General features: G+C 66.2%; 25 protein-coding genes. 12 read left to right on the top strand and 13 right to left on the bottom strand.

All coding sequences use genetic code 11. The features are described from left to right. Positions 1 to 68 precede the first annotated feature (68 nt). Positions 69 to 341 (top strand): hypothetical protein, encoded by a 273-nt coding sequence (locus SBI20_RS07160; RefSeq protein ID WP_317974407.1) that lies wholly within the window; start codon positions 69 to 71, stop codon positions 339 to 341. A gap of 74 nt (positions 342 to 415) precedes the next feature. Here the strand turns inward: SBI20_RS07160 and miaB are convergent, their stop codons facing one another. From miaB to SBI20_RS07125, 7 genes are all read right to left on the bottom strand, one after another. Continuing rightward, positions 416 to 1,771, bottom strand: coding sequence for a tRNA (N6-isopentenyl adenosine(37)-C2)-methylthiotransferase MiaB (gene miaB, locus SBI20_RS07155; RefSeq protein WP_317974406.1), 1,356 nt, complete (start codon positions 1,769 to 1,771; stop codon positions 416 to 418). Between the two features lie 40 nt (positions 1,772 to 1,811). Further along, positions 1,812 to 2,690 (bottom strand): lysophospholipid acyltransferase family protein, encoded by an 879-nt coding sequence (locus SBI20_RS07150; RefSeq protein WP_317974405.1) that lies wholly within the window; start codon positions 2,688 to 2,690, stop codon positions 1,812 to 1,814. Between the two features lie 36 nt (positions 2,691 to 2,726). Next, positions 2,727 to 3,161, bottom strand: coding sequence for a Fur family transcriptional regulator (locus SBI20_RS07145; RefSeq protein ID WP_317974404.1), 435 nt, complete (start codon positions 3,159 to 3,161; stop codon positions 2,727 to 2,729). A gap of 223 nt (positions 3,162 to 3,384) precedes the next feature. Continuing rightward, a complete protein-coding gene (locus tag SBI20_RS07140) occupies positions 3,385 to 3,834 on the bottom strand; it encodes a Ros/MucR family transcriptional regulator (RefSeq protein WP_317974403.1) in 450 nt (149 codons plus the stop codon). A 175-nt stretch (positions 3,835 to 4,009) separates the two neighbouring features. Further along, the gene (locus tag SBI20_RS07135; RefSeq protein WP_317974402.1) at positions 4,010 to 4,477 is read right to left on the bottom strand and encodes a GNAT family N-acetyltransferase; all 468 of its coding nucleotides are present in this window, start codon (positions 4,475 to 4,477) and stop codon (positions 4,010 to 4,012) included. Next, positions 4,474 to 5,169, bottom strand: a complete 696-nt coding sequence (gene tsaB / locus SBI20_RS07130) for a tRNA (adenosine(37)-N6)-threonylcarbamoyltransferase complex dimerization subunit type 1 TsaB (RefSeq protein WP_317974401.1) — start codon at positions 5,167 to 5,169, stop codon at positions 4,474 to 4,476. The genes SBI20_RS07135 and tsaB overlap by 4 nt, the downstream gene beginning before the upstream one ends. A 31-nt stretch (positions 5,170 to 5,200) precedes the next feature. Continuing rightward, positions 5,201 to 5,776 carry a NifU family protein gene (locus tag SBI20_RS07125; RefSeq protein WP_317974400.1) on the bottom strand — a complete coding sequence of 192 codons (576 nt, stop codon included), beginning with the start codon at positions 5,774 to 5,776 and terminating at the stop codon, positions 5,201 to 5,203. Positions 5,777 to 5,888: 112 nt separating this feature from the next. Here SBI20_RS07125 and SBI20_RS07120 point away from each other — a divergent pair, with 112 nt between their 5' ends. The 5 genes from SBI20_RS07120 (at position 5,889) to SBI20_RS07100 (ending at position 13,330) form a co-directional block, all read left to right on the top strand. Next, complete coding sequence (locus SBI20_RS07120; RefSeq protein WP_317974399.1) at positions 5,889 to 6,548, top strand: FKBP-type peptidyl-prolyl cis-trans isomerase; 660 nt, start codon at positions 5,889 to 5,891, stop codon at positions 6,546 to 6,548. A gap of 199 nt (positions 6,549 to 6,747) precedes the next feature. Then, positions 6,748 to 9,597 (top strand): M16 family metallopeptidase, encoded by a 2,850-nt coding sequence (locus SBI20_RS07115; RefSeq protein ID WP_317974398.1) that lies wholly within the window; start codon positions 6,748 to 6,750, stop codon positions 9,595 to 9,597. Between the two features lie 80 nt (positions 9,598 to 9,677). Then, positions 9,678 to 11,051: a class II 3-deoxy-7-phosphoheptulonate synthase gene (locus tag SBI20_RS07110; protein WP_317974397.1), complete on the top strand. Its 1,374-nt coding sequence runs from the start codon at positions 9,678 to 9,680 to the stop codon at positions 11,049 to 11,051. A gap of 188 nt (positions 11,052 to 11,239) precedes the next feature. Further along, entirely contained in the window at positions 11,240 to 11,527 is a 288-nt protein-coding gene (locus tag SBI20_RS07105) for a hypothetical protein (RefSeq protein WP_317974396.1), read from the top strand. A 132-nt stretch (positions 11,528 to 11,659) separates the two neighbouring features. Beyond that, on the top strand, positions 11,660 to 13,330 hold the full coding sequence (locus tag SBI20_RS07100) for a S10 family peptidase (protein WP_317974395.1): 1,671 nt from the start codon (positions 11,660 to 11,662) through the stop codon (positions 13,328 to 13,330). Between the two features lie 75 nt (positions 13,331 to 13,405). Here the strand turns inward: SBI20_RS07100 and SBI20_RS07095 are convergent, their stop codons facing one another. The 5 genes from SBI20_RS07095 to SBI20_RS07075 all read right to left on the bottom strand — a co-directional run bounded on the left by SBI20_RS07095 (position 13,406) and on the right by SBI20_RS07075 (position 17,346). After that, positions 13,406 to 14,491, bottom strand: a complete 1,086-nt coding sequence (locus SBI20_RS07095) for a Zn-dependent alcohol dehydrogenase (protein ID WP_317976063.1) — start codon at positions 14,489 to 14,491, stop codon at positions 13,406 to 13,408. A gap of 52 nt (positions 14,492 to 14,543) precedes the next feature. Continuing rightward, positions 14,544 to 15,524 carry a metallophosphoesterase gene (locus tag SBI20_RS07090; protein WP_317974394.1) on the bottom strand — a complete coding sequence of 327 codons (981 nt, stop codon included), beginning with the start codon at positions 15,522 to 15,524 and terminating at the stop codon, positions 14,544 to 14,546. Next, a complete protein-coding gene (gene gmk, locus SBI20_RS07085) occupies positions 15,521 to 16,123 on the bottom strand; it encodes a guanylate kinase (protein ID WP_317976062.1) in 603 nt (200 codons plus the stop codon). The genes SBI20_RS07090 and gmk overlap by 4 nt, the downstream gene beginning before the upstream one ends. A 183-nt stretch (positions 16,124 to 16,306) precedes the next feature. Continuing rightward, entirely contained in the window at positions 16,307 to 16,762 is a 456-nt protein-coding gene (locus SBI20_RS07080) for a hypothetical protein (protein ID WP_317974393.1), read from the bottom strand. A 74-nt stretch (positions 16,763 to 16,836) separates the two neighbouring features. Further along, entirely contained in the window at positions 16,837 to 17,346 is a 510-nt protein-coding gene (locus SBI20_RS07075) for an SspB family protein (protein ID WP_317974392.1), read from the bottom strand. A gap of 96 nt (positions 17,347 to 17,442) precedes the next feature. On the opposite strand from SBI20_RS07075, the gene hisB reads away from it, so the two are divergent. Both hisB and hisH read left to right on the top strand, forming a co-directional pair. After that, positions 17,443 to 18,036 (top strand): imidazoleglycerol-phosphate dehydratase HisB, encoded by a 594-nt coding sequence (gene hisB / locus SBI20_RS07070; protein WP_317974391.1) that lies wholly within the window; start codon positions 17,443 to 17,445, stop codon positions 18,034 to 18,036. After that, positions 18,029 to 18,658, top strand: a complete 630-nt coding sequence (hisH, locus tag SBI20_RS07065) for an imidazole glycerol phosphate synthase subunit HisH (RefSeq protein ID WP_317974390.1) — start codon at positions 18,029 to 18,031, stop codon at positions 18,656 to 18,658. Before hisB ends, hisH begins: the two co-directional genes overlap by 8 nt. A gap of 84 nt (positions 18,659 to 18,742) precedes the next feature. Here hisH and SBI20_RS07060 read toward each other — a convergent pair whose 3' ends face one another. Next, complete coding sequence (locus SBI20_RS07060) at positions 18,743 to 19,414, bottom strand: hypothetical protein (RefSeq protein WP_317974389.1); 672 nt, start codon at positions 19,412 to 19,414, stop codon at positions 18,743 to 18,745. A gap of 422 nt (positions 19,415 to 19,836) precedes the next feature. On the opposite strand from SBI20_RS07060, the gene SBI20_RS07055 reads away from it, so the two are divergent. From SBI20_RS07055 to SBI20_RS07040, 4 genes are all read left to right on the top strand, one after another. Further along, positions 19,837 to 20,616, top strand: coding sequence for a sulfite exporter TauE/SafE family protein (locus SBI20_RS07055; RefSeq protein WP_317976061.1), 780 nt, complete (start codon positions 19,837 to 19,839; stop codon positions 20,614 to 20,616). Continuing rightward, positions 20,613 to 21,398, top strand: coding sequence for an alpha/beta fold hydrolase (locus SBI20_RS07050; protein WP_317974388.1), 786 nt, complete (start codon positions 20,613 to 20,615; stop codon positions 21,396 to 21,398). Before SBI20_RS07055 ends, SBI20_RS07050 begins: the two co-directional genes overlap by 4 nt. An 86-nt stretch (positions 21,399 to 21,484) precedes the next feature. Further along, positions 21,485 to 23,335, top strand: coding sequence for a M2 family metallopeptidase (locus SBI20_RS07045; protein WP_317976060.1), 1,851 nt, complete (start codon positions 21,485 to 21,487; stop codon positions 23,333 to 23,335). A gap of 191 nt (positions 23,336 to 23,526) precedes the next feature. Beyond that, positions 23,527 to 24,066: a YbjN domain-containing protein gene (locus SBI20_RS07040; RefSeq protein ID WP_317974387.1), complete on the top strand. Its 540-nt coding sequence runs from the start codon at positions 23,527 to 23,529 to the stop codon at positions 24,064 to 24,066. Positions 24,067 to 24,084: the final 18 nt, after the last annotated feature.

The following is a 24,084-nucleotide window of genomic DNA, read 5'->3' as shown; positions in this document are numbered from 1 at the left end:
TCTTCATCGCCGGAACAGCCCGCTGGACCGGCACCTGATCCGCCCCTGATTCATCAAGGAGACCGACTATGCGTAAGCTCATCCTCGCCGCCGTTGCCGCCGCCATCATGGCCCCCGTGGTCGCCCCGGTTGCAGCCAGCGCACATCCGGTTGCGATGGATCGCGCCGACATCCGCGCCGACCGCCACGAGATCCGTCATGACCGTCGCGAGCTGGCCCGCGCCCGCTACTATGGCAACTATCACGAAGCGCGCCATGCCCGCGAGGAACTGCGTCGCGACCGCCACGACCTGCGCCACGACCGTCGCGATTTCCGCCGCGACGCCTATCGTCACTACTGAGGGCGGCTACAGCAAGAGGACGCGGTGGCGAATGGCCTCCGCGTCCTTTTTTCATGGCGTCATGAAACCGCTTTTCAGCCGACCAGTTGCCCGGCCAGCGAATTGGGCCCGGCCTGAACCAGATCGACGGTCACCAGATCGCCAATGGCCGCTTCGCCGGTGAAGTGGACCGATTGCAGCCAGGGCGACTTGCCCAGCCACTGGCCCTCGTGGCGTCCGCGCCGCTCGACCAGAACCTGGCACCGCCTGCCCACGCTGGCCTGATTGAAGGCCGTGGCATCGCGCGTGAGCGCGGCCTGAAGGCGCTGGAGGCGCTCGTCCATCACCTCTGCGGCAATCTGGCCGTCCATCGTCGCGGCGGGCGTGCCCGGACGCGGCGAATACTTGAAGCTGAAGGCCTGCGCATGGCGCACCTGGCCGACCAGATCGAGCGTGTCCTGAAATTCCGCCTCGGTCTCGCCGGGGAAGCCGACGATGAAATCGCCCGAAAGCGCGATGTCGGGGCGCGCCGCGCGCACGCGGTCGAGGATCTTCAGATAGCTTTCGACCGTGTGGCTGCGGTTCATGGCCTTGAGCACGCGGTCGTTGCCCGCCTGCACCGGAAGGTGGAGGAACGGCATCAGCTTGTCGATCTCGCCATGGGCGGCGATCAGCCCCTCGCTCATGTCGTTGGGATGGCTGGTGGTATAGCGGATGCGCGCCAGATCGGGATCGGCGGCCAGCACGCGGATCAGCCCGTCGAGGCCGATGGCGCGGCCCTTGTCGTCCTGTCCGGCCCAGGCGTTGACGTTCTGGCCCAGCAGGGTGATCTCGCGCGCGCCGCCAGCGACCAGCAGCCGGGCTTCCTCGACCAGATCGGCGAAGGGCCGCGAGATTTCCGCGCCGCGGGTATAGGGTACCACGCAATAGGTGCAGAACTTGTCACAGCCTTCCTGCACGGTCAGGAACGCGCTGGGGCCAGAGCGGCGGCGCTTGGGCAGGGCGGCGAATTTCGCCTCGGCGGGCATGTCGGTTTCGGTGCCCGACTTTCCGGCGGCGGCATCGGCGACCATTTCGGGCAGGCGGTGATAGGCCTGCGGCCCGACGACGACCTTGACCGAGGGTGCGCGCGCCATGATTTCCTCGCCCTCGGCCTGGGCGACGCAACCGGCCACCGCGATCAGCGGGGTGCTGCCATCGGCCCGGCGCAGGCGGCCAATGTCGGAATAGACCTTTTCTGTGGCCTTTTCACGGATATGGCAGGTGTTGAGCACGACCAGATCGGCGCCGTCGCGTTCGTCGCTGGCGGTCATGCCCTGCGCGGCGAGCAGTTCGGCCATGCGCTCGCCGTCATAGACGTTCATCTGGCAGCCGAAGCTCTTGACGTGGAACGTCTTGGGCTGGGGCTGACGGGGAGGGGTCTGGGTCTGTGCGGGAGTCTCTGCGGGCATAAGGCGCGCGCCATAAGGCAATCGCGCGCAAAATGAAACCTCAGGCGGTGCTGCCGGGCTGTTGCGGGCGATAGCCGACTTGCGGCACGTCCTGCGCGAAGGGGCGCAAGGGTTTGCCCAGATTGCGCTCCATCGCCGGAACGATGCGCGCGCGGGCCTGCGCGGCGATGGCCTTGCGTCCGGGGAAGTCGCGCGGGTCGAACGGGTCGAGGAAGTGGATGTCGAGCCGGAAGCTGCCGCGCCGCGCCAACACGCGCTTTACGTTGTCGAGCCCCGGTTCCTCGCCATACCAGGCGATCCATTCGGCCAAGGGGCCATAATCGAGCACGACGGGCTGGACCATCACGCCGGGCGGGGGTGGTTCGAGCACGCGCAGCATCGCCGTCTTGAATGGCAGCAGCGAGTGGCCGTCGGTCGTGGTGCCTTCGGGAAAGACGGTGATCGCCCAGTTGTCGGCCAGTGCCTCGCGCAGGCGGTTGATCTGGTCGGCCACGCCCATGCGGTCCTCGCGGCTGACGAAGACGGTGCGGTTGAGCCGGGCGAGCCAGCCCAGAACCGGCGCTTCCCCCACTTCGGCCTTGGATACGAAGGCCGTGCCGCTGGCGGCGCCAAGGGCGAGAATGTCAAGCCACGTCAGGTGGTTGCTGATGTAGAAGACATCGCGGCGCAGCGGTGTTCCGTGAATGCGCAGGCGCGCGCCGAACAGGCGCGCGGCGATCGACAGGAACAGGCGCGGGATCGGCGAGCCGTAATGGACGGTCCGCCAGACATAGTGCAGCGGCACGCAGACCAGCAGCGCAAGAACGATCCCGGCAAGGCGCCAGCCGATGCGGCAGGCGCCCAGAATGCCGACAGGCCTGTTGGCGGGCCTGTTTTCGGCGCTGTCGGGGAGGGACGTGCTGGAACGACGGGCGGTCATCAGGTCGGTCCCGGAGCAGAAAACAGGGAGGAAGGATCAGCCTTCGCGCGTGGTGTCCCGGCCCAGCTTGACGCCGTAGAGTTCCATGCGGTGGTCGACCAGACGATAGCCGAGCTTTTCCGCGATCTGGCGCTGGAGCTGTTCGAGTTCGGGATCGACGAATTCGATCACCTTGCCGCTTTCGACATCGATCAGATGGTCGTGATGGGCTTCGGGCGTGGCTTCGTAGCGCGCACGGCCATCGCCGAAATCGTGGCGGTCGAGGATGCCGGCTTCCTCGAACAGGCGCACGGTGCGGTAGACCGTGGCGATCGAGATGCGCGGATCGCGCGCGGAAGCGCGTTCGTGGAGCTTCTCCACGTCCGGGTGGTCGCTGCTTTCAGACAGGACTTGGGCAATCACGCGGCGCTGTTCGGTGATGCGCAGGCCACGTTCGGCGCAAAGGGCTTCGAGGTCGATCACGCGGTGCACACTTGTCTCGTCAAGAGGATGGGACGACGACCGATACAGGACTTTGACGGGGTTGTTAACCGCGTAGCATCCGTAAAGCCGATAAACCTGGTTAAAGGTCTGTAAAGTGGCGGTAAAACGGTGTTGACAACATCGCGCGAAGGGCGCGCGAAAGGGCCGGACCCGCAAAGGGGGCCGGCCCTTTCGCCATCAGGCAGGGCTTGCCATCAGGCGGTGCCCGTCATCAGGCGGCAGCGGCCTTGGTACGGCTGCGCTTGGCAGGAGCGGCGGGCTTGCGGCCCAGGCCGATCTTCTTGGCCAGTTCACGGCGCTTCTCGGCATAGGCCGGGGCAACCATCGGATAGTCGGCGGGAAGATTCCAGCGCTGGCGATACTGTTCCGGGGTCATGTTGTAGCGGGTGGCAAGGTGACGCTTGAGCATCTTGAGCTTCTTGCCGTCTTCGAGGCAGACGATGTGATCGTTCTTGACCGAAGCGCGAATCGAAACGGCGGGCTCCGGCGCGGTTTCGGCAACCGGTTCCGAAGGTGAAAGACCGGCGAGCGCGGAATAGACGTTGGAGATCAGCGTCGGCAGATCACCGACCGACACACTGTTATTGCTCACGTGAGCAGCAACAATGTCCGAAGTCAGCGTGATAAGGGTTTCCCGCATGTCGTTTTCGATTTCACTCATTGCGATCCGGCTTTCTTTGTTTTTTCAGTGCGACCTGAATTTTGGTGTTGTCTCGAATGTTCGAGGGCACGGATCGTTCTATACGCCCCTGTTTTCGTGAAACAAGTAAACGAAGGTTAAGTACGGTTCTAAATGACAAAAAATTCACTCGTCTTTGGATCAGGCAATTTTGCCGTCAAAGACGAAGTTCCTGGCTGATCGCGCTGATTCTGTCGCCTTCAAGGCTGCGATAGTAACCGGGGCGAATGCCGACCTGCTGGAAACCGTGTTTCCGGTAAAGAATACCTGCCGGATTTCCTTCGCGCATTTCGAGAAAGATGCGCGACATGCCCATTTCACGCGCTTCATCAATAAAGCGCCTGAGCAGGCAATCGCCCAGTCCCTTGCGACGACAGGCAGGGGCAATCGCGAAGAGCAGAAGTTCTTCTTCGTCGAAAATACTGCGCGAAAGGAAGAAGCCGGCAGTCGATGACGCATCGACGGGATCGGGGCGCCCTTGCGCGTCGATCAATCCATAACGGGTGCGTCCGATCAGCAGGGAATCGCTGACCTGACGGCGGTTCCATGCCTCGCCATAGTCGGGAGGGAAGGCCGTGGTCATCACGGCCATGATGCGGTCCAGATCTTCGACCGGCGCGCTCATGCCGCCTGTGGAGCCGTTGATGAACTGGTGGGCAGGCGCGCATCGGGCGCGCGGCCATAGGCCGGGGCGGCGCCATCGAACAGCAGGCCGGGCGCGAGCAGCAGGGCCGAGCGTGCATCGGGCCAAAGTGGCAGGGCAATGTGCGGCAGGGCGAAAAGATCGGGGCGGCTGTCCCGCGCGGCCTGAAGGCAGGCCTCTGCCTGGCTGCCCGCGACGAGCGGCGCGGACAGCCTTGCGATCACCGCTTCGGGCGGGAGCGAGGCCAGCGGGGCCAGTGGCAGGCCTTGCGCGTCGAACGGGCGGAAGAACCATTCGCCGTGGCCGCCGGTCATCACCACGTCGACGCCAGATTGGGGCGCGGTCGCAAGGGCCATCGCGGCCACCAGCGAGAGGCTTTCATAGCCCGCGACCGGCGCGTCCCACGCGAGGCCGAGCGCCCGCGCGGCGGCAAGGCCGACACGAATGCCGGTAAAGCTGCCTGGGCCGCTGTCGACCACGATGGCGGCGGCGCGGCCCCGGTCGGGCAGGGCCGCGATCATCGGCACGAGCGCCTCGGCATGGCCGCGGCCGAGCATCCGGCTTTCCCCCGCCAGCAGGCGATCCCCCTCGAACAGCGCGACCGAACAGTTTTCGGTGGCGCTGTCGATCACCAGACGGCGCGAGGCAAAGGGGGAGGAGACAGGCTGGGTCATGGAGGCGGGCAAGTCAGGTATGGATGGGCGGTCAGGCCGCGCGGACTTCGTTCACTTCAGGAACATAGTGCCTGATCAGGCTTTCGATGCCGTTCTTGAGCGTGGCGGTCGACGAGGGGCAGCCTGAGCAGGCACCCTGCATCTTGAGGTAGACCACGCCGTCGCGGAAGCCGCGATAGACGATGTCGCCGCCATCGTTGGCCACGGCGGGGCGCACGCGGGTCTCGATCAGGTCCTTGATCTGCTCGACGATTTCGGCATCGGCGGGATCGTCGGCGAAATCCTCGTCCTCGGCAGGAACGACGATGTTCTGCGCCGAACCGGCGGCGAAAAGCGGCGCCTGCGATACGAAATGATCAAGCAGAATGGCCAGAACCTGCGGCTTGGCATCGCTCCACTGGGCGCCCGGCGCAATCGTCACCGAGACGAAGTCGCGACCGAACAGGATTTCGGTCACGTCACCGAGCGAAAACAGAGCCTGGGCCAACGGCGAAGCCTCGGCCTCTTCGGGCGAGGTGAACGCGCGCGTGCCACTGGCCATGACGAGTTCGCCGGGCAGGAACTTGAGCGTGGCCGGATTCGGCGTGGTTTCGGTTTCAATGAACATACTGGCCATTTAGGACCGGGGGGACGAGGGTCAAGAGGGTGCAGGCGTGCGACGAGGCGATTTGCGCTGCTTTTCTCTGGCTCGGGGGGGCGGCGCTGCTATGACATGCGCCATGACCCATGTTCTTATCCGTTCGCTGGCGCGTCTGGCGCCGCTGGCTTCACTTGTTCTGGGTGCGGGCGCTTTTTCTGTCGCTCCGGCACAGGCTGCTCCCGTTCGTCCGGCAGCTCATCGCGCCGCGCCGCGCCCGGCAGTGGCGGCGCCTGCGCTCTCCACCGCGATCCTGCCCGTGCCCTTGATGCCGGTGATCAGTGCCGGCCAGCGCCAGTGCAGCACCAAGACCGCGTCGGGGCTGGGCACGCTCACGCTCAAGGCGGCAACGGCTGCCCATCCGGGCAAGGGTGACTATGTTCTGGTCAACTATATCGGCTATCTGGCGGCTGACGGGCGTGTATTCGACCAGAATTCCGCGGCGGCCTTTCCGGTCGAAGGGGTGATTCCCGGCTTTTCCGAAGGCCTGCAACTGATGGCCAAGGGCAGCATCTGGCGCTTCTGCGTGCCTTCGACCCTCGGCTATGGCGCGCAAGGCGGTGGCGATACCATTCCGCCCAACGCCGATCTGGTGTTCCAGGTCGAACTCGTCGATTTCAAGACCGCCGCCGAAGTCGAGCAGATGCGCGCGGCGGCGGCTGCTGCGCAAGCCGCGCCGCAGGGGGATGCCAAGGCGGCTGAAGCAGGCGCCGCGCCTGCCGCACCGAAACCGAAGTCCTGATCCAGGCCGTCATAAAAGCGGCGAATCGAGGAAGGGGCCAGTCGAACGGAAGGAATTCTATTCACTGGCCCTTCACAAACACGCTTCCTATAGTCGCGCCATGCGATCGAATATCCGGCCCTCGCGGCGCTTCGCTTTTCTGGTTTTTGCCCTCCTTGCCGGTACGGCTCCTCTTGGGGTCGGGGCTCAGGCGCGGCCCGTGGTTTCCCCGGCCACGACAACCGGGACCACGGCAGGCAGCGCGCAGAACTGGCTCTATGCCGGGAGCGACGTGCCGCAGGACAAGGAATGGATTTTCGGGCGCCTGCCCAACGGCATCCGCTATGCCGTGCGCCACAACGGGGTGCCGCCCGAGCAGATCTCGGTGCGCGTGCTGGTCGATGCCGGTTCGTTTTATGAAACCGATGCCCAGCGCGGCTATGCCCACCTGATCGAGCACCTCACGTTCCGCGATTCGAAGTACCTGAAGTCGGGCGAGGCGATCCCCACCTGGCAGCGCCTGGGCGCGACATTCGGCAGCGACACCAACGCCGAGACCAGCGGTACCCAGACCGTCTACAAGCTCGACCTTCCCGCAATCACCCCGGCCAAGCTCGACGAGACGTTCATGCTCCTGTCGGGCATGATCGCCGCGCCCATCTTCACGCCTGCCGGGGTGAAGACCGAAGTGCCCATCGTGCTGGCCGAAATGCGCGAGCGCGCGGGCCCCCAGACCCGTGTGATGGACGCCACGCGCGAGTTGTTCTTTGCCGGGCAGCCGGCCGCCACGCGTTCGCCCATCGGCACGGTCGAGACGCTTCAGGCCGCCACCCCCGCCAGCGTCAAGGCCTTCCACGACAAGTGGTATCGCCCCGACAACACGATCATCGTGGTGGCTGGCGATGCCGAGCCGCAGGCCATGATCGCCCAGATCGACAAGTGGTTCGGGGGCTGGAAGGCCAGGGGCCCCAAGCCCGCCCCCGCCGATTTCGGCAAGCCGGTGGCGCCCAAGGGGGCTGATCCGGCCAATCCGGTGGGCGAGACGCGCGTGATAGTCGAGCCGAGCGTGCCGCTCCAGTTCAACTATGCGATCGTGCGCCCGTGGAAGAAGCATGCCGATACCATCGCCTATAACCAGGGGCTGATGATCGACCGGCTGGCGCTGGCGCTGATCAACCGCCGCATCAAGGTGCGCGCGCGGGCCGGGGGCAGCTATCTCGATGCCTCGGTCGACCAGCAGAACTATGCGCGCTCGGCCGATACCACGATGGTCAGCGTCACCCCGTTGGGCAACGACTGGAAGGCCGCCGTGCACGACGTGCGCGGGGTGATCGCCGATGCGCTGGCCCAGCCGCCCTCGCAGGCCGACATCGAGCGCGAAGTGGCCGAGTTCGACGTGGCCTTCAAGGTTCCGGTCGAGACCCAGCGCACCCAGGCCGGTTCGGCCCTGGCCGACGACATCACCCAGGCGGTCGACATCCGCGAGACGGTCGCCAACCCGGATACCGTCTACGCGATCTTCAAGAAGTCGCTGCCGCTGTTCACCCCGCAGGCCGTGCTGGAGCACACACGCGCGCTGTTCCGGGGGACGGTCGTGCGCGGCATGCTGACCACGCCGACCGACACGGGCGCCACCGCGCAGGACGTGCGCGCCGCGCTCGTCGCCCAGCCGGTGCTCACCACCAGCATCCGCCTGCCCGGCGACAAGCTGACGTTTGCCCAGTTGCCCGCGCTCGGCGTGCCCGGCACCGTCAAGGAAGACGTGCAGACCGGCATTCTGGGGATCGAGCGGCTGACCCTGTCGAACGGGGTCAAGGCGCTGCTCTGGGCCAATGATGCCGAACCGGGGCGGATCATCGTGCGCATCCGCTTTGGCGGGGGGCTTGCCGCCATCGCGCCAAAGGATGCGGTCTATGGCCCGCTGGGCAACATGGCGCTGATGGAAACCGGTTTTGGCAATGTCGACCGCAATGCGATGGACGAGCTGGCCACGGGCCGCAAGTTCGCGCTCGACTTCAAGCTCGACGATACGGCCTTCGAATTCGACGCCGATACCCGCCCGGCGGACCTGAAGGACCAGCTCTACCTGTTTGCGGCCAAGCTGGGGCAGCCGCGCTGGGACCCCAACCCGATCGTGCGCGCGGTGGCCGCGGCCAGGCTGCAATGGGCGGCCAGCGCCAGCTCGCCGCAGGCCGCGCTCCAGCGCGACATCGGCTACCTGCTCAAGGACCGCGATCCGCGCTACAAGATGCCCGATCCCGCCGCGCTCGACACGGTGACCCCGCAGGACTTCCGCCGGGTGTGGGAGCCGCTGCTCGCGCAAGGGCCGATCGAGGTCGACCTGTTCGGCGATTTCAAGCGCGAGGACGGGCTTGCCGCACTCGAGGCCACGTTCGGCGCGCTCGCCCCGCGTGCGCCGGTGGCCACGCCCCCGCTCAATGCCCATTTGCCTGCCCCCAGTCAGACGCCGCTGGTCCTCACCCACACGGGCGACGCGGATACGGCGGCGGCCATGGTCGTCTGGCCGACGGGAGGCGGGCGCGCGGGCGTCCATGAATCGCGCCAGCTCGAAATTCTGGCCCAGATCGCCAACAACCGCCTGTTCGACGAGATGCGCGAGAAGATCGGCGCGTCCTATGCCCCGCAGGTCGAATCGGTCTGGCCGATGGACCTGCCTTCGGGCGGCTACATGGGCGCGACCGTCCAGCTGCGCCCCGGCGACCTTCCGGCCTTCTTTACCGCCACCGACAAGATCGCCGCCGATCTGGCCGAGAGCCCGCCCACGAGCGACGAGATCGAGCGCGTGACCGAACCGCTCAAGCAATTGATTACGCGGGCGAGCACGGGCAATGCCTTCTACATGTCGCTGCTGGGCGGGGGCGCGCTCGAACCGGGCAAGTTCGACGACATCCGCTCGATCCTGGCCGATTACAGCCACACTACCCCCCAGGCGATGCAGGCGCTGGCCGCGCGCTATCTGCGTCAGGATCGCGCGTGGCGGGTCGAAGTTGTCCCTGCGGCCAAGGGGGGCGACACGGGTGGAAAGCCCGGCGATGTGCCGGTGAAATAATCGATCACTCTGTTCGCAAGGCTTCCTTTGCATTCCCCGGCGCGCGGGCGTATGTCCGCGCGTCTTGAAAGGAAGGAACTGTGGCGCACAACTGGAATGCGAAGAGCTGGCGGGAATTCGAGGCGCGGCATCTGCCGGTCTATCCCGACGCGGGCAAGCTGAACGAGGTGGAAAGCACCCTTACCAGCTTTCCGCCGCTGGTCTTTGCGGGCGAAGCTCGCGCACTCAAGGCCGATCTGGCCCGCGTGGCCGAGGGCAAGGGTTTCCTGCTCCAGGGCGGGGACTGTGCCGAGAGCTTTGCCGAGTTTCATCCCAACAACATCCGCGACACGTTCCGGGTGCTGTTGCAGATGGCGGTCGTGCTCACGTTCGCGAGCAAGCAGCCGGTGGTGAAGGTGGGCCGCATGGCCGGCCAGTTCGCCAAACCGCGCTCCTCGCCGGTCGAAGTGCAGGGCGGTGTCGAGCTTCCCAGCTATCTGGGCGACAACATCAACGGCATCGATTTCACGCCCGAACAGCGGATTCCCGATCCGCTGCGGATGCTGCGCGCCTATAGTCAGGCGGCGGCCACGCTCAACCTGCTGCGCGCCTTTGCGGGCGGGGGCTATGCCAATCTGCGGCAGGTCCACGGCTGGACGCTCGACCATATCGCCAAGAGCCCGTGGGCGACCAAGTTTGGCGAAATGGCCGACAAGATCGGCGAGGCGCTCGACTTCATGGAGGCCTGCGGGGTCAATCCCTCGAACGTCCCCCAGCTTCAGGGCACCAATTTCTACACCAGCCACGAAGCGCTGCTGTTGCAGTACGAAGAGGCGATGACGCGGCAGGATTCGCTGACCGGCGACTGGTACGATACGAGCGCCCACATGCTGTGGATCGGCGACCGTACCCGCTTCGAGGGCTCGTCGCATGTCGAGTTCCTGCGCGGGGTGGGCAACCCCATCGGCATGAAGTGCGGGCCGAGCCTGACGCCTGACGCGCTGCTGCGCATGCTCGACACCCTCAATCCGGGGCGCGAGCCGGGCCGGATGACGCTGATCAGCCGTTTCGGCCACGACAAGGTCGAGGCCGGGCTGCCCGCGCTGGTCCGCGCGGTCAAGCGCGAGGGGCATCCGGTGGTGTGGAGCTGCGACCCGATGCACGGCAACGTGGTCAAGGCCGACAACGGCTTCAAGACCCGTCCGTTCGAGCGCATCCTGGCCGAAGTGAAGGGCTTCTTTGCCGTTCACCGTGCCGAGGGCACCCATGCGGGCGGCATCCACATCGAGATGACCGGCCGCGATGTGACCGAATGCACCGGCGGCGCGGTGGCGATCACCCAGGAGGGCCTCGCCGACCGCTACCACACCCACTGCGACCCGCGCCTCAACGCGGCGCAGTCGATCGAACTGGCGTTCCTGCTGGCCGAAATGCTCAACATGGAACATGTCGACAAGAAGGCCGAGGCGGCCTGAGTTTTGGGCCCCTCCACCAGCCTTCGGCTGGTCCCCCTCCCCATTGCATGGGGAGGACCGTGATCCTCCCCGCGATGCGGGGAGGGGGACCGCCGACGCAGTCGGTGGTGGAGGGGCTCTGACTTTTCCGGGGACAGCTTGTCCATGATGGCTTCCCCCCGTGTCCGGCTTGGCGCACAAGACGGCCCATGAGCCAGCCCAATGCCAACGCCGCCATGGACCCGCTGGTCCAACGCAAGCACTTTGCCCGTGCGGTGGATCTTCTGGGCGGGGTCAAGGCCGCTGCCAAGGTCATCGGGGTGAGCGAAGTGGGCATGGTGGCGCTTCTTTCGGGCGCAGAGCCGCTCGAACCGCGCGTGCTCGAACGCGCGAGCAAGGCCCTGATTGCCCATGCCGATGCTTGCCGCGCGATGGAGCGGCGGATTTCCCCGGCCTTCGTGGCAAACCTGACGCACGCGCAGATCGGCGGCAACTGACAGCGGGGGAATCCCGCGCTGGCATTCGTCGGCGCGGGTCTGCCGTTGGTCGAATGCGCGGGAACCCTTTCTTGACAGGAAACAGCGCGCGCGTTCGATGCGCACTGGTTTCGCCTGAAAAGGAATTCCCCCTTGCGCTCCGCCCTTTCGCTTGCTGCTGCTGTTTCCCTGCTTGCCCTGACCCCCACGCTGGCTCTGGCCAAATCCGACGATACCGACGCAAATGCGAAGGCGGAAGCCATCCGCAACGCCGACCCCGATGGCGTGCCCGATCCCGACAGCGCCACCACCACGCACTTCTTCAAGCCGCGCAAGGTGGAAACCTCGGGCACGGTGACGGTGGGCGGCCATGCCATCGCCTATACCGCCGAAGCGGGCGCGCTGGTGGTGCACCAGAGCGACTGGGACGACACGGCATGGCGCGAAAAGGCCGCCACGGGCAAGGCCAAGGACGATGTGAAGGACGCACCGGCCGAAGCATCGATGTTCTACACCGCCTATTTCAAGAAGGGCGCGCCGGCGACGGACCGGCCGATCACGTTCCTGTTCAACGGCGGTCCGGGTTCGGCCACGATCTGGCTGCACATGGGCGCCTTTGGCCCGCGCCGCGTGATCACCAGCAACGACACCCACACGCCGCCCGCGCCCTATCGTCTTGTCGATAACGCCTATAGCCTGCTCGATGCCTCCGACCTCGTGTTCATCGATGCGCCGGGCGCGGGCTGGTCGCGCATTGCGGGCAAGGACAAGGACAAGGCGTTCTGGGGCGTGGATCAGGATGTCCATGCGTTCCGCGAATTCATCAAGGCGTTCCTGTCGGGCCATGGCCGGTGGAATTCGCCCAAGTTCCTGCTGGGCGAAAGCTATGGCACGCCGCGCGCCTCGGCGCTGGTCAATGCCCTGCAATCGGACGATTCGGTCGATTTCAACGGCGTGGTGCTGCTCTCGGCGATCCTCAACTTCGATCTTTCCGCCGATGCTCCCGAACGCAATCCGGGGGTGGACAATGCCTATGTGATGAGCCTGCCCACCGTGGCGGCGACCGCATGGTATCACAACCGCCTGTCCGGCACCCGCCCGGCCGAGCTTGAGCCGTTCCTGCACGAGGTGGAGCACTTTGCCACCACCGACTATGCGATGGCCCTGATGCAGGGCAGCACGCTGCCCGATGCCCAGCGGCAGGAGATGGCCAACCGGCTGGCCGGCTATACCGGCATTTCCGCCGCGTACTGGCTGCGCTCGAACCTGCGCCTGAACGTGGGGCAGGTGATGCAGCACTTGCAGGAAGACCAGGGGCTGACCGTGGGCCGCATCGACAGCCGTTTCTCGGGCCCTACGCTCGATCCCACGGCCAAGGAAGCCGGGTATGACCCGCAGGGCGCGGCGATGAGCTCGGCCTATGTCTCGGCCTTCAACGCCTATGCGCGCGACAGCCTGCACTATACGACGCAGGCCACCTACAAGCCGTTCGCCGGGCTCACCGAGTGGGACATGGAACACCGCCTGCCCGATGGCACCCGCACGGAAAGCGGCCCGCTCAACGTGATGCCCGACCTTGCCAATGCGATGAAGCAGAACACCCAGCTCAAGATTCTGCTGGCGGGCGGGTATTTCGATCTGGCGACGCCCTATTTCGAAGGGCGCTATGAAATGAACCACCTGCCGGTGCCGGCTTCGTTGCAGGCCAACATTTCCTACGCCTATTTCCCCTCGGGCCACATGGTCTATGCCAACGAGGCCTCGCTCAAGGGCTTCCACGATGCCACCGCCGCCTTCATCGCGGCCAACAGCAAGGCGCATTGATCATTTGATCATCGGCCCCGCCATGCGCCTTTTCCGGCGCATGGCGGGGTCATTTATTTAGAATACAACGCCAGTTCAGAATATAACGACAGTGCGCGCGCCATCGCCCTCGCGCAGGCGGGCAAACCCTTCGTTGACCCTGTCGAGCGGGATGCGCTCGGTCACCATGGTATCGAGGTCGAGCTGCCCGGCGAGGTAGAAATCGACCAGACGGGGCAGATCGACCGGAAAGCGGTTCATCCCCATCAGCGCCCCTTGCAGCTTCTTGCCCGAGAGCAGATCCATCGCCGAAAGGCCGACTTTCTGGTCGAGCGGCATCATGCCCAGAATGGTCGCAGTGCCGCCCCGGCGCAGGACCTTGACCGCCATCTTGGCCGAGGCCGGGCGTCCCACGGCCTCGATGGCATGGTCGACCCCGCCGCGCGTGGCCTCGATGATCGTGCCGGCGGCGTCTTCGTCGGCCGGGTCGATCACGTCGGTCGCGCCCATCGCGCGGGCCAGATCGCGCTTTTCGGGCGAGGGGTCGGCGGCCACGATGCGCCCGGCGCCCGCGATCTTCGCGGCATTGACCGCCGCCAGACCCACGCCGCCACAACCGATCACCGCCACGCTTTCGCCTGGCGTCAGCTTGCAGGCATTGAACACCGTGCCCGCCCCGGTCGTCACCGCACAGCCCAGCAGCGCGGCGCGGTCGAGCGGCATGTCCGGGCGGATGGCGACACAGGCGTTTTCGTGAACCAGCATCATTTCGGCCAGCGCCGAGAGATTGAGCATCTGGTGGACCGGGGTGCCATCAGGGCGCGACAGGCGCGAGGGCGCGCCCTTGGGGCGGCGCGTTCCGGCCCCTTCGCACAGCGCCATGCGTCCGGTGACGCAGAATTCGCAGGTGCCGCAGAAGACCGAGAGGCAGGTGACGACCGCATCGCCCTTCTTCAGGCGCTGGACCTGGCTGCCCACCGCCTCGACGATCCCCGCCGCCTCGTGGCCGGGGATGGCGGGCAGGCGGTGCGGATAGGCACCATCGATGAAATGGAGGTCGGAGTGGCACAGCCCGCAGGCGACCGTGCGGATCAGGACTTCGTTGGGCGCAGGATCGGCCACCGTGATGTCGGTTACCGTCAGCGGCTGGCCGGGCTGTTCGAGAAGGGCGGCCTTCATGATATGCTCTCCGCAAGAAGATGGGGGCGCCAGAATGCGGCGTCCGGAGGAAGAATCAGGCGCCCCTGAACGTGACCATCCAGAAATCGGGGCGGGTGCCGATGCGCAAGGGGAACGAGCCCGAGCCGACCCCGCCGGTGACGATCACGGTGTGGCCGTCCCACGGGACCAGTCCGCAGCGGAAGGCCGGGTCATAGAGCACGCGCCCGTCGACAAGGCTCTTGGCCGAGGACAGGAACGGCAGGTTGACCTGCCCGCAATGGGTATGCCCGGCCAGCAGCACGGGCACATCGGGCGGGAGGTGGCGGCCCATGCTGGGGGTGTGTTCGACCAGCACGATCGGGGCCCCGGTTCCGGCCAGTGCCTTGTTTTCAGACAGAGCGTTGTTTTCGGCCAGAGCATGGGCCTTGGCCATGGTGACCTTGAAGTGGCGGCGGGCTTCGCCGTATTCGTCGCCGCCCGCCATCACCAGCGGCCCCACGCGCACGGCGTCGTTTTCCAGCACGGTCACGCCCGCGCGGGCAAGGGTTTCACCGATCAGGGCCGGTTCGGTTTCGGCGTCGTGGTTGCCCAGCACGCCGATCACGCCCAGCGGGGCCCGAAGGCGGGCGAGGGGGCGTTCGAGCAGGTCGAGGCGGATGGCGCGGTCGCCGGGGTGGCGGCCATTGACGAAATCACCGGCCAGCACGATCGCATCGGGTTTTTCGGCCATGATCTGGCTGATCACCCGGTCGAGCCGGGCCGCGCTCATGCCGTGGCTGCCGACATGGATGTCCGAGACGAGCGCTACGCGCAGGCTCTTGCCAGCCATGGCCGGGCTGTCGAGGGTGATCGTGGCGCGGCGGACGATGGGGGGCCATGTTTCGACCCACCAGCCCCAGGCTGCCCCCGCCATGGCGAGGACCAGCCCGAACAGGACCACCGCGAGGGCAGCCTGCCGCCAGCGGTGCCGGACGGGAGGATCGGGCCGATCCTCCTGCCGGGGGGCATGGTCCGGGGGGCTCTGGCGGGCCGGGGGGGCGGCCAGCGTGGTCAAGCCCGCGTCAACTCGCGCACGAAGCCGATCAGCCCGGTCTGGCGCGCGCGCTTGAGGCGCTCGGCGGCCAGGATCTGGGCGATCTGGGTGTAGCAATCGTCGACATCGTGGTTGACGACCACATAGTCATAGCCGTCCCAGTGGCTGATTTCGGCCTGGGCACGGGCCATGCGCGCGGAAATCACATCCTCGCTGTCGGTGCCGCGCCCGGTCAGGCGGCGGCGCAGTTCCTCGATGCTGGGGGGCAGGATGAACACGCGCACGACATCGGCCTCGGCCTTCTGGTAGAGCTGCTGGGTGCCCTGCCAGTCGATGTCGAACAGGGTGTCCTGCCCCTGCTTGAGCTTGGCGCGGATATGGGCCTTGGGCGTGCCGTAGCAATTGCCGAAGACTTCGGCCCATTCGTAGAACTCGTTGGCTTCGACCATGGCGTCGAAGGTCGGGCGGTCGACGAAGTGGTAGTCCTTGCCGTCGACTTCGCCCGGACGCATCGGGCGCGTGGTGGCCGAGACCGACATCGCAATGTCGGGATCGAGTTCGAGCAGGCGACGGGCAATCGTCGTCTTGCCTGCGCCCGAGGGCGAGGAGAGGATCAGCATCAGCCCGCGCCGGTGCAGGGCATCGGCCCCATGATCGTGTGCCTGATCTGGGGCGGAATGGTCGGAATGGGGAGGAACGCTCGGGGCCATGGGCGCAAGTGGACCATGGCCCCGGTGCGGGTCAAGCCGGGGCGGTTCCGTTTTTTCGCAATTGCGAATGCAACCGGCGCGAAAAGGGCCCGTTCAGGCGTCTTTCCTGCCTTTGGCCTTCTGGGCCTTGCGCTTGTTGTAGAGGGCCTTGGCAACAAGGCCGCCGCCCACGAGGATGGCGCCGGGCACCGAGCGGGTGGCCACGCGGGCAAGGGCCGTGCCCACCAGGCTTCCGGCGAGCGAGGGCGTCTTGAGCGAGCCATCGGCGGCTTTGGCGCCGAGGCTGGCGGGCAGGCTCTTGGCCAGCGCCCGGCCGATCGAGCCACGCTGGAGCAGCGCGCTGCCCGCGCTCAGCGCGATGTCGGCCAGAATCAGCGTGGTGAGCGGGCTGGGCCCCTGTTTTTCTGAGCTCGGCTTTTCTGCGTCAGGCTTTTCTGCGCCCGGCTTTCCTTCACCGGCCTTCTCGTCGGATACCGTGTTTGCCTTCTGGGCTTCCTGGGCCTTTTGGGCTGCGGTATCCTTGGCCTTGGTGGACTTTCTCCAAGCCATCGTCAGGGGCCCCCCTTTTTCTGTCTGGTGGCGTGCCGGGCCCGCGCCACAGTGGGAGGGAGCCCGTTCGCCGGTTACTTCTTGCGGCCGAAATCGACCGTGACGACATTCGAACCGTCGTCGCTGGGTTCAACGGCAGGCTTGTCGGAAGTTTCCCCGGAAGTGTGCGACAGGTCGTTTTCCGCCGAATCGTGCTCCTCGTCGTCGAACTCTTCCACGGCCTGGAACTGGAGCCCGAAATCGACCGCCGGGTCGACAAAGGCGGTGATCGCCCGGAACGGGATCACCAGCGTCGAGGGGATCTGGTTGAAGCTCAACCCCACCGAGAAACCGTCTTCCTCGACCTTCAGGTCCCAGAACTTGTTCTGGAGAACGATGGTCATTTCCTCGGGGAAGCGTTCCTTGAGGCGGGTGGGGATCGAGACCCCCGGCGCGCCGGTGCGGAAGGTGATGTAGAAGTGGTGCTGGCCCGGCAGCATGCCGCCGGAGGCCTCCACCTGGCCAAGAACACGGCCTACCACGGTGCGCAGGGCTTCCTGCACGATTTCGTCATAGGGGATCAGGCTGTCGGGCGTTTCGGTCATGGCTAGCACAACTGGCGCTGGGGGGGCTTGCGGTCAAGAGGCGATGGGCCCCTGAGGGGAGATTGATTCTCTCCGGGCAGGGCGTATAGACCCGCCATGCGCACCGGAACAGTCACTCGCACCACTCACGAAACCGACGTTCATGTCAGCGTCAACCTCGATGGCTCGGGGATCTATGACGTGAAGACCGGCGTGGGCTTCCTCGATCACATGATCGAGCAGTTCTCGCGCCATTCGCTGATCGACGTGACCTGTCGCGTGAAGGGCGATCTTCACGTCGACGAGCATCACACCGTCGAGGACAGCGCCATTGCGCTGGGCCAGGCGATTGCCGAGGCGCTCGGCGACAAGCGGGGCATCACCCGCTATGGCTCGGCCTATGCGCCGATGGACGAGGCGCTGGCCCGTGTCGCGCTCGATATTTCGGGGCGCCCGATCCTCGTGTGGAAGGCGCAGTTCAGCCAGCCGCGCCTGGGCACGATGGACACCGAGATGTTCGAGCACTGGTTCCAGTCGGTGGCGCAGGCTGCGGGGATCACGCTCCACATCGAGTGCCTCTATGGCACCAACAACCATCACATCATCGAAGGCATCTACAAGGGCTTTGCCCGCGCGATGCGCGAAGCGGTCGCGATCGACCCGCGCAAGGCCGACGCGGTGCCCTCGACCAAGGGGACGCTCGGTGGCTGAACGGCTCGCGCTGATCGACTATGGGGCCGGCAACCTGCACTCGGTGGCCAATGCCCTGCGCGCGGCGGGGGCCGCCGATGTCACGCTGACCGCCGATCCGCAGGTGGTGCGCCGGGCCGACCGCGTGGTCCTGCCCGGCGTGGGCGCCTACAAGGCCTGTGCCGAGGCTTTGCGCGGGGTGACGGGCATGATCGACGCCCTCGAAGAGCGCGTGCTGGTCGATGGCGTGCCGTTTCTGGGGATCTGCGTTGGCATGCAACTGCTGGCCTCGCGCGGGGTCGAGCACGGGGTGACCGAAGGGCTCGACTGGATCGCGGGTGAAGTGCGCCTGATCGAGCGGACCGACCCGGCGATCAAGGTGCCCCACATGGGCTGGAACGACGTGGCCCCGATGCACCATGCCGATGGCGCCAGCCTGATCGAGCCGGGCGAGGCCTATTTCCTCCATTCCTACCACTTCGTGGCCGACGAGGGGCACCATGTGGCGGCGATGACCGACCATGGCGGCGGGCTCGTGGCGGCGGTTGCGCGCGACAATCTGCTCGGCGTCCAGTTCCACCCGGAAAAGAGCCAGGGCTATGGCCTGCGCCTGCTGGCCCGCTTCCTCGACTGGAAGCCCTGATTTACGGCTGAGAGCACACAGAAAAAGCCCCGGCGGTCCACCCGGCGGGGCTTTTTTCATGGGTCAGGAACCGGCCAGACGCGCTCAGCGGGTGATCCGCGTGGTCGTGGTTACCGTGCCGCTTGCCGAGGCCGTGCGCACCGGATGGTGGACGACCTTGCGCACGGCGACCTTGCGGGCGGGCGCGCGGGTCGTGCCATGGGTGGTCACGGTCGTTTCGACGGTGGCCGGGGTGGCCATGGCCGTTGCGGCAGCCTGTCGCGCGGCGGCGGCTTCCGCAGCCGAGGACTGTGCGGCGGCGGTGGCCATATCGGCGCGGCTGTTGGCGGCGTCGACCTGCTGCTGGGCCATCATGGCCTGTTGCCGGGCGTCGTCGAGCGCGGCCTGCTGGGTGGCGGCCTGTTCATCGGCAGCGCGGGCCTGACGCTTCTGCATCGTGCCGATCGCGGTATCGGCCAGGGCCGAGGCGTGGATGGCATCGTCGATGGCCTCGGGCTTGTGCCCGGCGGCAAGGTTTTCCTGCGCATGGGCCAGCGCGGCCTTGGCCTGCGCGCTTTCGCGCGGCTGGACTTCGGCCGTGCCCAGGGCATCGGCGGTCTGGATCTTGGCCTGCGCGGTGGCGATGGCCTGGCGGGCCCGTTCGGCCTTGCCGGCGGCATGGGCCGGGGCCCCGGCCATCAGCGCGCCCGCTGCCATCAGCGAGGCGACAAGGCCGGTACGGGCCAGATGGGGCTTGTTCGTGGTGGTGTTCGTCATCGGACTTCACTCCTCGTCACGGAATGGGATTGCTGGGACGGCCCGGACAGATCAGTCTTTCTGGCCAGTCTGCTGGCCAATCTCGCCAGCCAGTCTCGCCGGATCTGCCATCGGGCCTTGTTGGTGGGGTGAACCGACGGGGGCGGGAGAGCGTTCCGGGCCGGTTTCGGCTCGTCGATGGGGTCTTGCGCCCTGTCGCACTTGTGTTTTTCCCGCGCGGCGGGGCGAGCATGAAAGAGCCCTGACGGGTGGAAAAATGCGTCGCGAGACAAAGAAAGAATGCCAACCCCGAAACTAGAGATTGAGGGGGCGGGCAAAACGGACCATTGCCGAGCGGCGGCCATCGCCAGTATGGCCCCGGTTCGGTCATCCGGCACATCTGGCTGGTTTACAGGCAGGTCGGTTCACACAGCGGAGGAATGATGCTGGAACACTTCGATGCACTGCACGCGGTTGCCGGCCTGCTGGTGGGCATTCTGGTGGGTGTGACCGGGGTGGGCGGCGGATCGCTGATGACGCCGATCCTCGTGCTGCTCTTCGGGGTCAATCCGGGGACAGCGGTGGGCACCGATCTCCTGTTCGCCTCGATGACCAAGGTGGTCGGCTCGGCCGTCCACGGCAAGCGCGACACCATCGACTGGCGCATCCTGCTGCGTCTGGCCTCGGGCAGCGTCCCGGCGGCGGCCTCCACGCTCCTCGTGCTGCACTGGGCAGGCAAAGTGGGCAAGCAGACGAACCACACGATCCTGATGATCCTGGGCGGCATGCTGATCGTCACCTCGGTCGCCACGCTGTTCCAGAAGCAGATCGTTGCCTTTGCCCGGCGCGAGGAACAGGGCGATGATTCCCGCGCGCTGTGGCCCACGGTCCTGCTCGGTGTCGTTCTCGGGGTGGCGGTTTCGGTTTCGTCGGTCGGGGCCGGGGCCATCGGGGTGACCGCGCTGCTGATGCTCTATCCGGGCCTGCGCATCTCGCGCATCGTGGGGACCGACATTGCCCATGCGGTTCCGTTGACGATGGTGGCCGGGTTCGGGCACTGGATCATCGGCGATGTCAATGTGTCGCTGCTGCTGGCGCTGCTGGTCGGATCGATCCCCGGCGTGATCGTGGGGAGCCTGCTGTCCACCCGCGCGCCCGATCGCATCCTGCGCCCGGCGCTGGCCGCCGTTCTGCTGATTTCGGGATTCAAGTTGCTGACATGACGGATATCACGACCACCTTCTTCGACGGTTTCGACGGCGCGCAACTGGCCCTGCACCGGGTGGCCGGAAGTGAGGCTGATAACGGGGGGGCAGGGCGCACGGTGATCCTGCTCCATGGCCTGTTCTCGTCCGCGCAGGTCAACTGGATCAAGTATGGCACCGCCCGCCGTCTGGCCGAGGCCGGTTTTACCTGCCTGCTGCCCGATCTGCGTGCCCACGGGCAAAGCGCCGCCCCGCACGAGGCGGCGGCCTACCCGTCCGACGTTCTCGCGCGCGACGTGGCCGCGCTGGTGGCGCAACAGGGGCTCGTCGATTTCGATCTGGTCGGCTTTTCGCTCGGCGCGCGCACGGCGGCGCGCAGCGTGATCGGCGGGCTTGCCCCGCGCCGCCTCGTGCTGGCGGGGATGGGGCTGGAAGGTCTGGCCGGGTGGAAGGGGCGTCTCGACTTCTTCCGCGACGTGATCGACCGGTTCGGCACGATCCGTCCGGGCGATCCGGCCTATCTGTCGCAGCAGTTCCTCAAGGGCAGCGGTGTCGACCGCGTGGCCGTGCGCCAGTTGCTGGGCGCGATGGAAGACACAAGCCCCGCCGCGCTGGCCGCGATCACCATGCCCACGCTGGTCCTGTGCGGGGATCAGGACAACGACAACGGTTCGGCCGACAATCTGGCCGCAGCCCTGCCCAATGCCCGGCGGGCGACGATTCCGGGCACCCACATGAGCTGTGTGACCCGGCCCGAGCTGGGCCAGGAACTGGTTTCATTTCTGACCACTGACGCTTGACCTCAGCCGCGCGGGGGGGCACCCAGACGCCATGACCGCGCGCGCACGACGCGCGCGACACATCGCTCCAGGGAGTGTCCCGAATGATGAAGTCGCTTGTGTCCGGCCTTGCGCTGGCTGTTTCCATGCTTGCCATGCCGGCTCTGGCCGCCCCGGCTGCCGCCGCCACACCCGAAGCTCCTGCCGCAGCGCCTGCGGCAACCCCCGCCGATGTCGATGCCTGGCTGGCCAGTGCCGACAAGGCCATGGCCGAGCAGACGGTCAAGTCGGGCCATGTGCAGTGGGTCTACCAGACCTATGTCAACGACGACACCGCGGGAATCGTGGCCGACAGCGATGCTGCCGGAACACTGCTTCAGGTCGCCCAGGCCAAGCAGGCCGCCGCCTTTGCCAAAGTTCCCGGCCTTTCGCCCGAGACCTTGCGCAGGCTGACGATGATCCGCACCGGGATCACCACCCCGGCCCCCTCGACGCCGGGCGCGGCTGAAGAGTTCTCGTCGCTTCAGGCCCATATCCAGGGCATCTATGCCACGGGCCATGCCACGCGCGGCGGTGTCTCGATCAGCGGGCACGAGGTCGAGAACGCGATGATCACCGATCGCAATCCCGACGAACTGAAGGAAATGTGGCTCTCGTGGCATGACAGCGTGGGCGCGCCGATGAAGGCCGACTATGCGCGCATGGTCGCAATTTCCAACGCGGGCGCGCGCGAGCTGGGCTATTCCGATACCGGCGCGCTCTGGCGCGGCAATTATGACATGACCCCCGACGAATTTGCCGCGATGACCGAAAAGGTCTGGGGGCAGGTGCGCCCGCTCTACCAGCAGCTTCACTGCTATGTGCGCGGCAAGCTCAACGCGAAATATGGCGATGCGGTGCAGGCGAAGACCGGCCCGATCCGTGCCGACCTGCTGGGCAACATGTGGGCCCAGGAATGGGGCGGCATCTACGACATCGTGGCCCCCAAGGGCGCGGGCGACATCGGCTACGACCTGACCGACCTGCTCAAGGCCAAGGGTTATGACCCGATCAGGATGGTCAAGACCGGCGAGCAGTTCTACACTTCGCTCGGCTTTGCGCCGCTGCCCAAGACCTTCTGGGAGCGTTCGCAGTTCACCAAGCCGCGCGACCGCGAAGTCGTGTGCCATGCCTCGGCCTGGGACATCGACAACAAGGACGACTTGCGCGTCAAGATGTGCCTCGAAGTCAACGCGACCGACTTCTCGACCGTCCATCACGAACTGGGTCACAACTTCTACCAGCGCGCCTATTCGATCCAGCCGCTGCGCCTTTACGAGGAAAGCGCCAACGACGGTTTCCACGAGGCCATCGGTGATACCATGGCGCTCTCGATCACGCCCGACTATCTGGTGAAGCTGAACCTGCTCGATCCGGCCAAAGTGCCCGGACCCGACAAGGACATCGGCCTGCTGCTGCGCCAGGCGATGGACAAGGTGGCGTTCCTGCCCTTCGGCCTGATGATCGACCGCTGGCGCTGGGGCGTGTTCGACGGTTCGATCACCCCGGCCACCTATGAAAAGGCGTGGAACGACATGCGCCTGCGCTATCAGGGCATCGTGCCGCCGGGCCCGCGCGGGGCCGACGCCTTCGATCCGGGCGCCAAATATCATGTGGCCGCCAGCGTGCCCTATACCCGCTACTTCCTTGCGCGGATCCTCCAGTTCCAGTTCTACGAGGCCGCCTGCAAGCAGGCCGGGTGGAAGGGCCCGCTGCACCGGTGCAGCTTCTATGGCAACCGCAAGGTCGGCGCCAACCTCGACGCGATGCTCAAGATGGGCGCCTCGCGTCCCTGGCCCGAGGCGCTCAAGGTCTTTACCGGCACGCGCGAGATGGATGGCGGGGCCATGCTCCGCTACTTCGCGCCGCTTTCGGCCTGGCTGAAGAAGCAGAACGAAGGACAGGATTGCGGCTGGTAATCTGCCGCAGCGCAATATTGCCTGTTTACAAATGGAAAGGGCTGAAACATGCCGGTTTCGGCCCTTTTTTGTTGTGCGCTGCAAAAATGCGCAGTCATGGGTCTTGGGCGTTACAAATCGTTTGTTGTGAAAATCGCGGAGGCATGAGAAAACAGGTCAACAAATAAGAACAGATGTTGAGGATGCTGGTGATGGAAATCAAACTTCCCGCCATTGCTTCGTGTGTTGCCGCTTTCGCGCTGGCGGCTTCGTGCGGTGATGCCGCCGCCGCCGCACCCGAAAGCGTGGAAACGGTTTCGGCGACCAGCCCGGCCAGCGTGGTTGCCGCGCTGGCGGCGCAGGGGTACGAGGCCGCGCTGGGGCAGGATGGCTCGGGCGATCCGCTGGTCACAGCCCGGATCGGCGGCTGGCGCACGCAGATCGTCTTTTATGACTGCAACGAGGTGACCCACGCCGGGTGCCAGTCGTTGCAGTTTGCCAGCAGCTTCCATCCCGAGCGCCCGTTCAGTGCGGAAAAGGCGGTCGAATTCGTCAACGCCAACCGCTTTGGCGCGGTCTCGGTGGCGCCCGACAAGTCGGTCACCGTCTCGTGGGACGTGATCACCGGACGCGGGCTCGATGCTTCGGTCTTCGCGATGGTGGTCCGGTCCTATCGCATGGCGCTCGATTCGATCGGCAGCGAGGTGTTCGCGCAGGCCAGCCACCCCCAACTGGCCAGCGCCGCGCGCTGAGCCTTTTGGCCGGGGGCG

The sequence above is a fragment of the Novosphingobium sp. IK01 genome (assembly GCF_033242265.1).
In the GTDB taxonomy this organism is placed as follows: domain Bacteria; phylum Pseudomonadota; class Alphaproteobacteria; order Sphingomonadales; family Sphingomonadaceae; genus Novosphingobium; species Novosphingobium pituita.
Note: the sequence above shows the minus strand (reverse complement) of the source record. Positions and strands in the feature narration are given on the sequence as shown.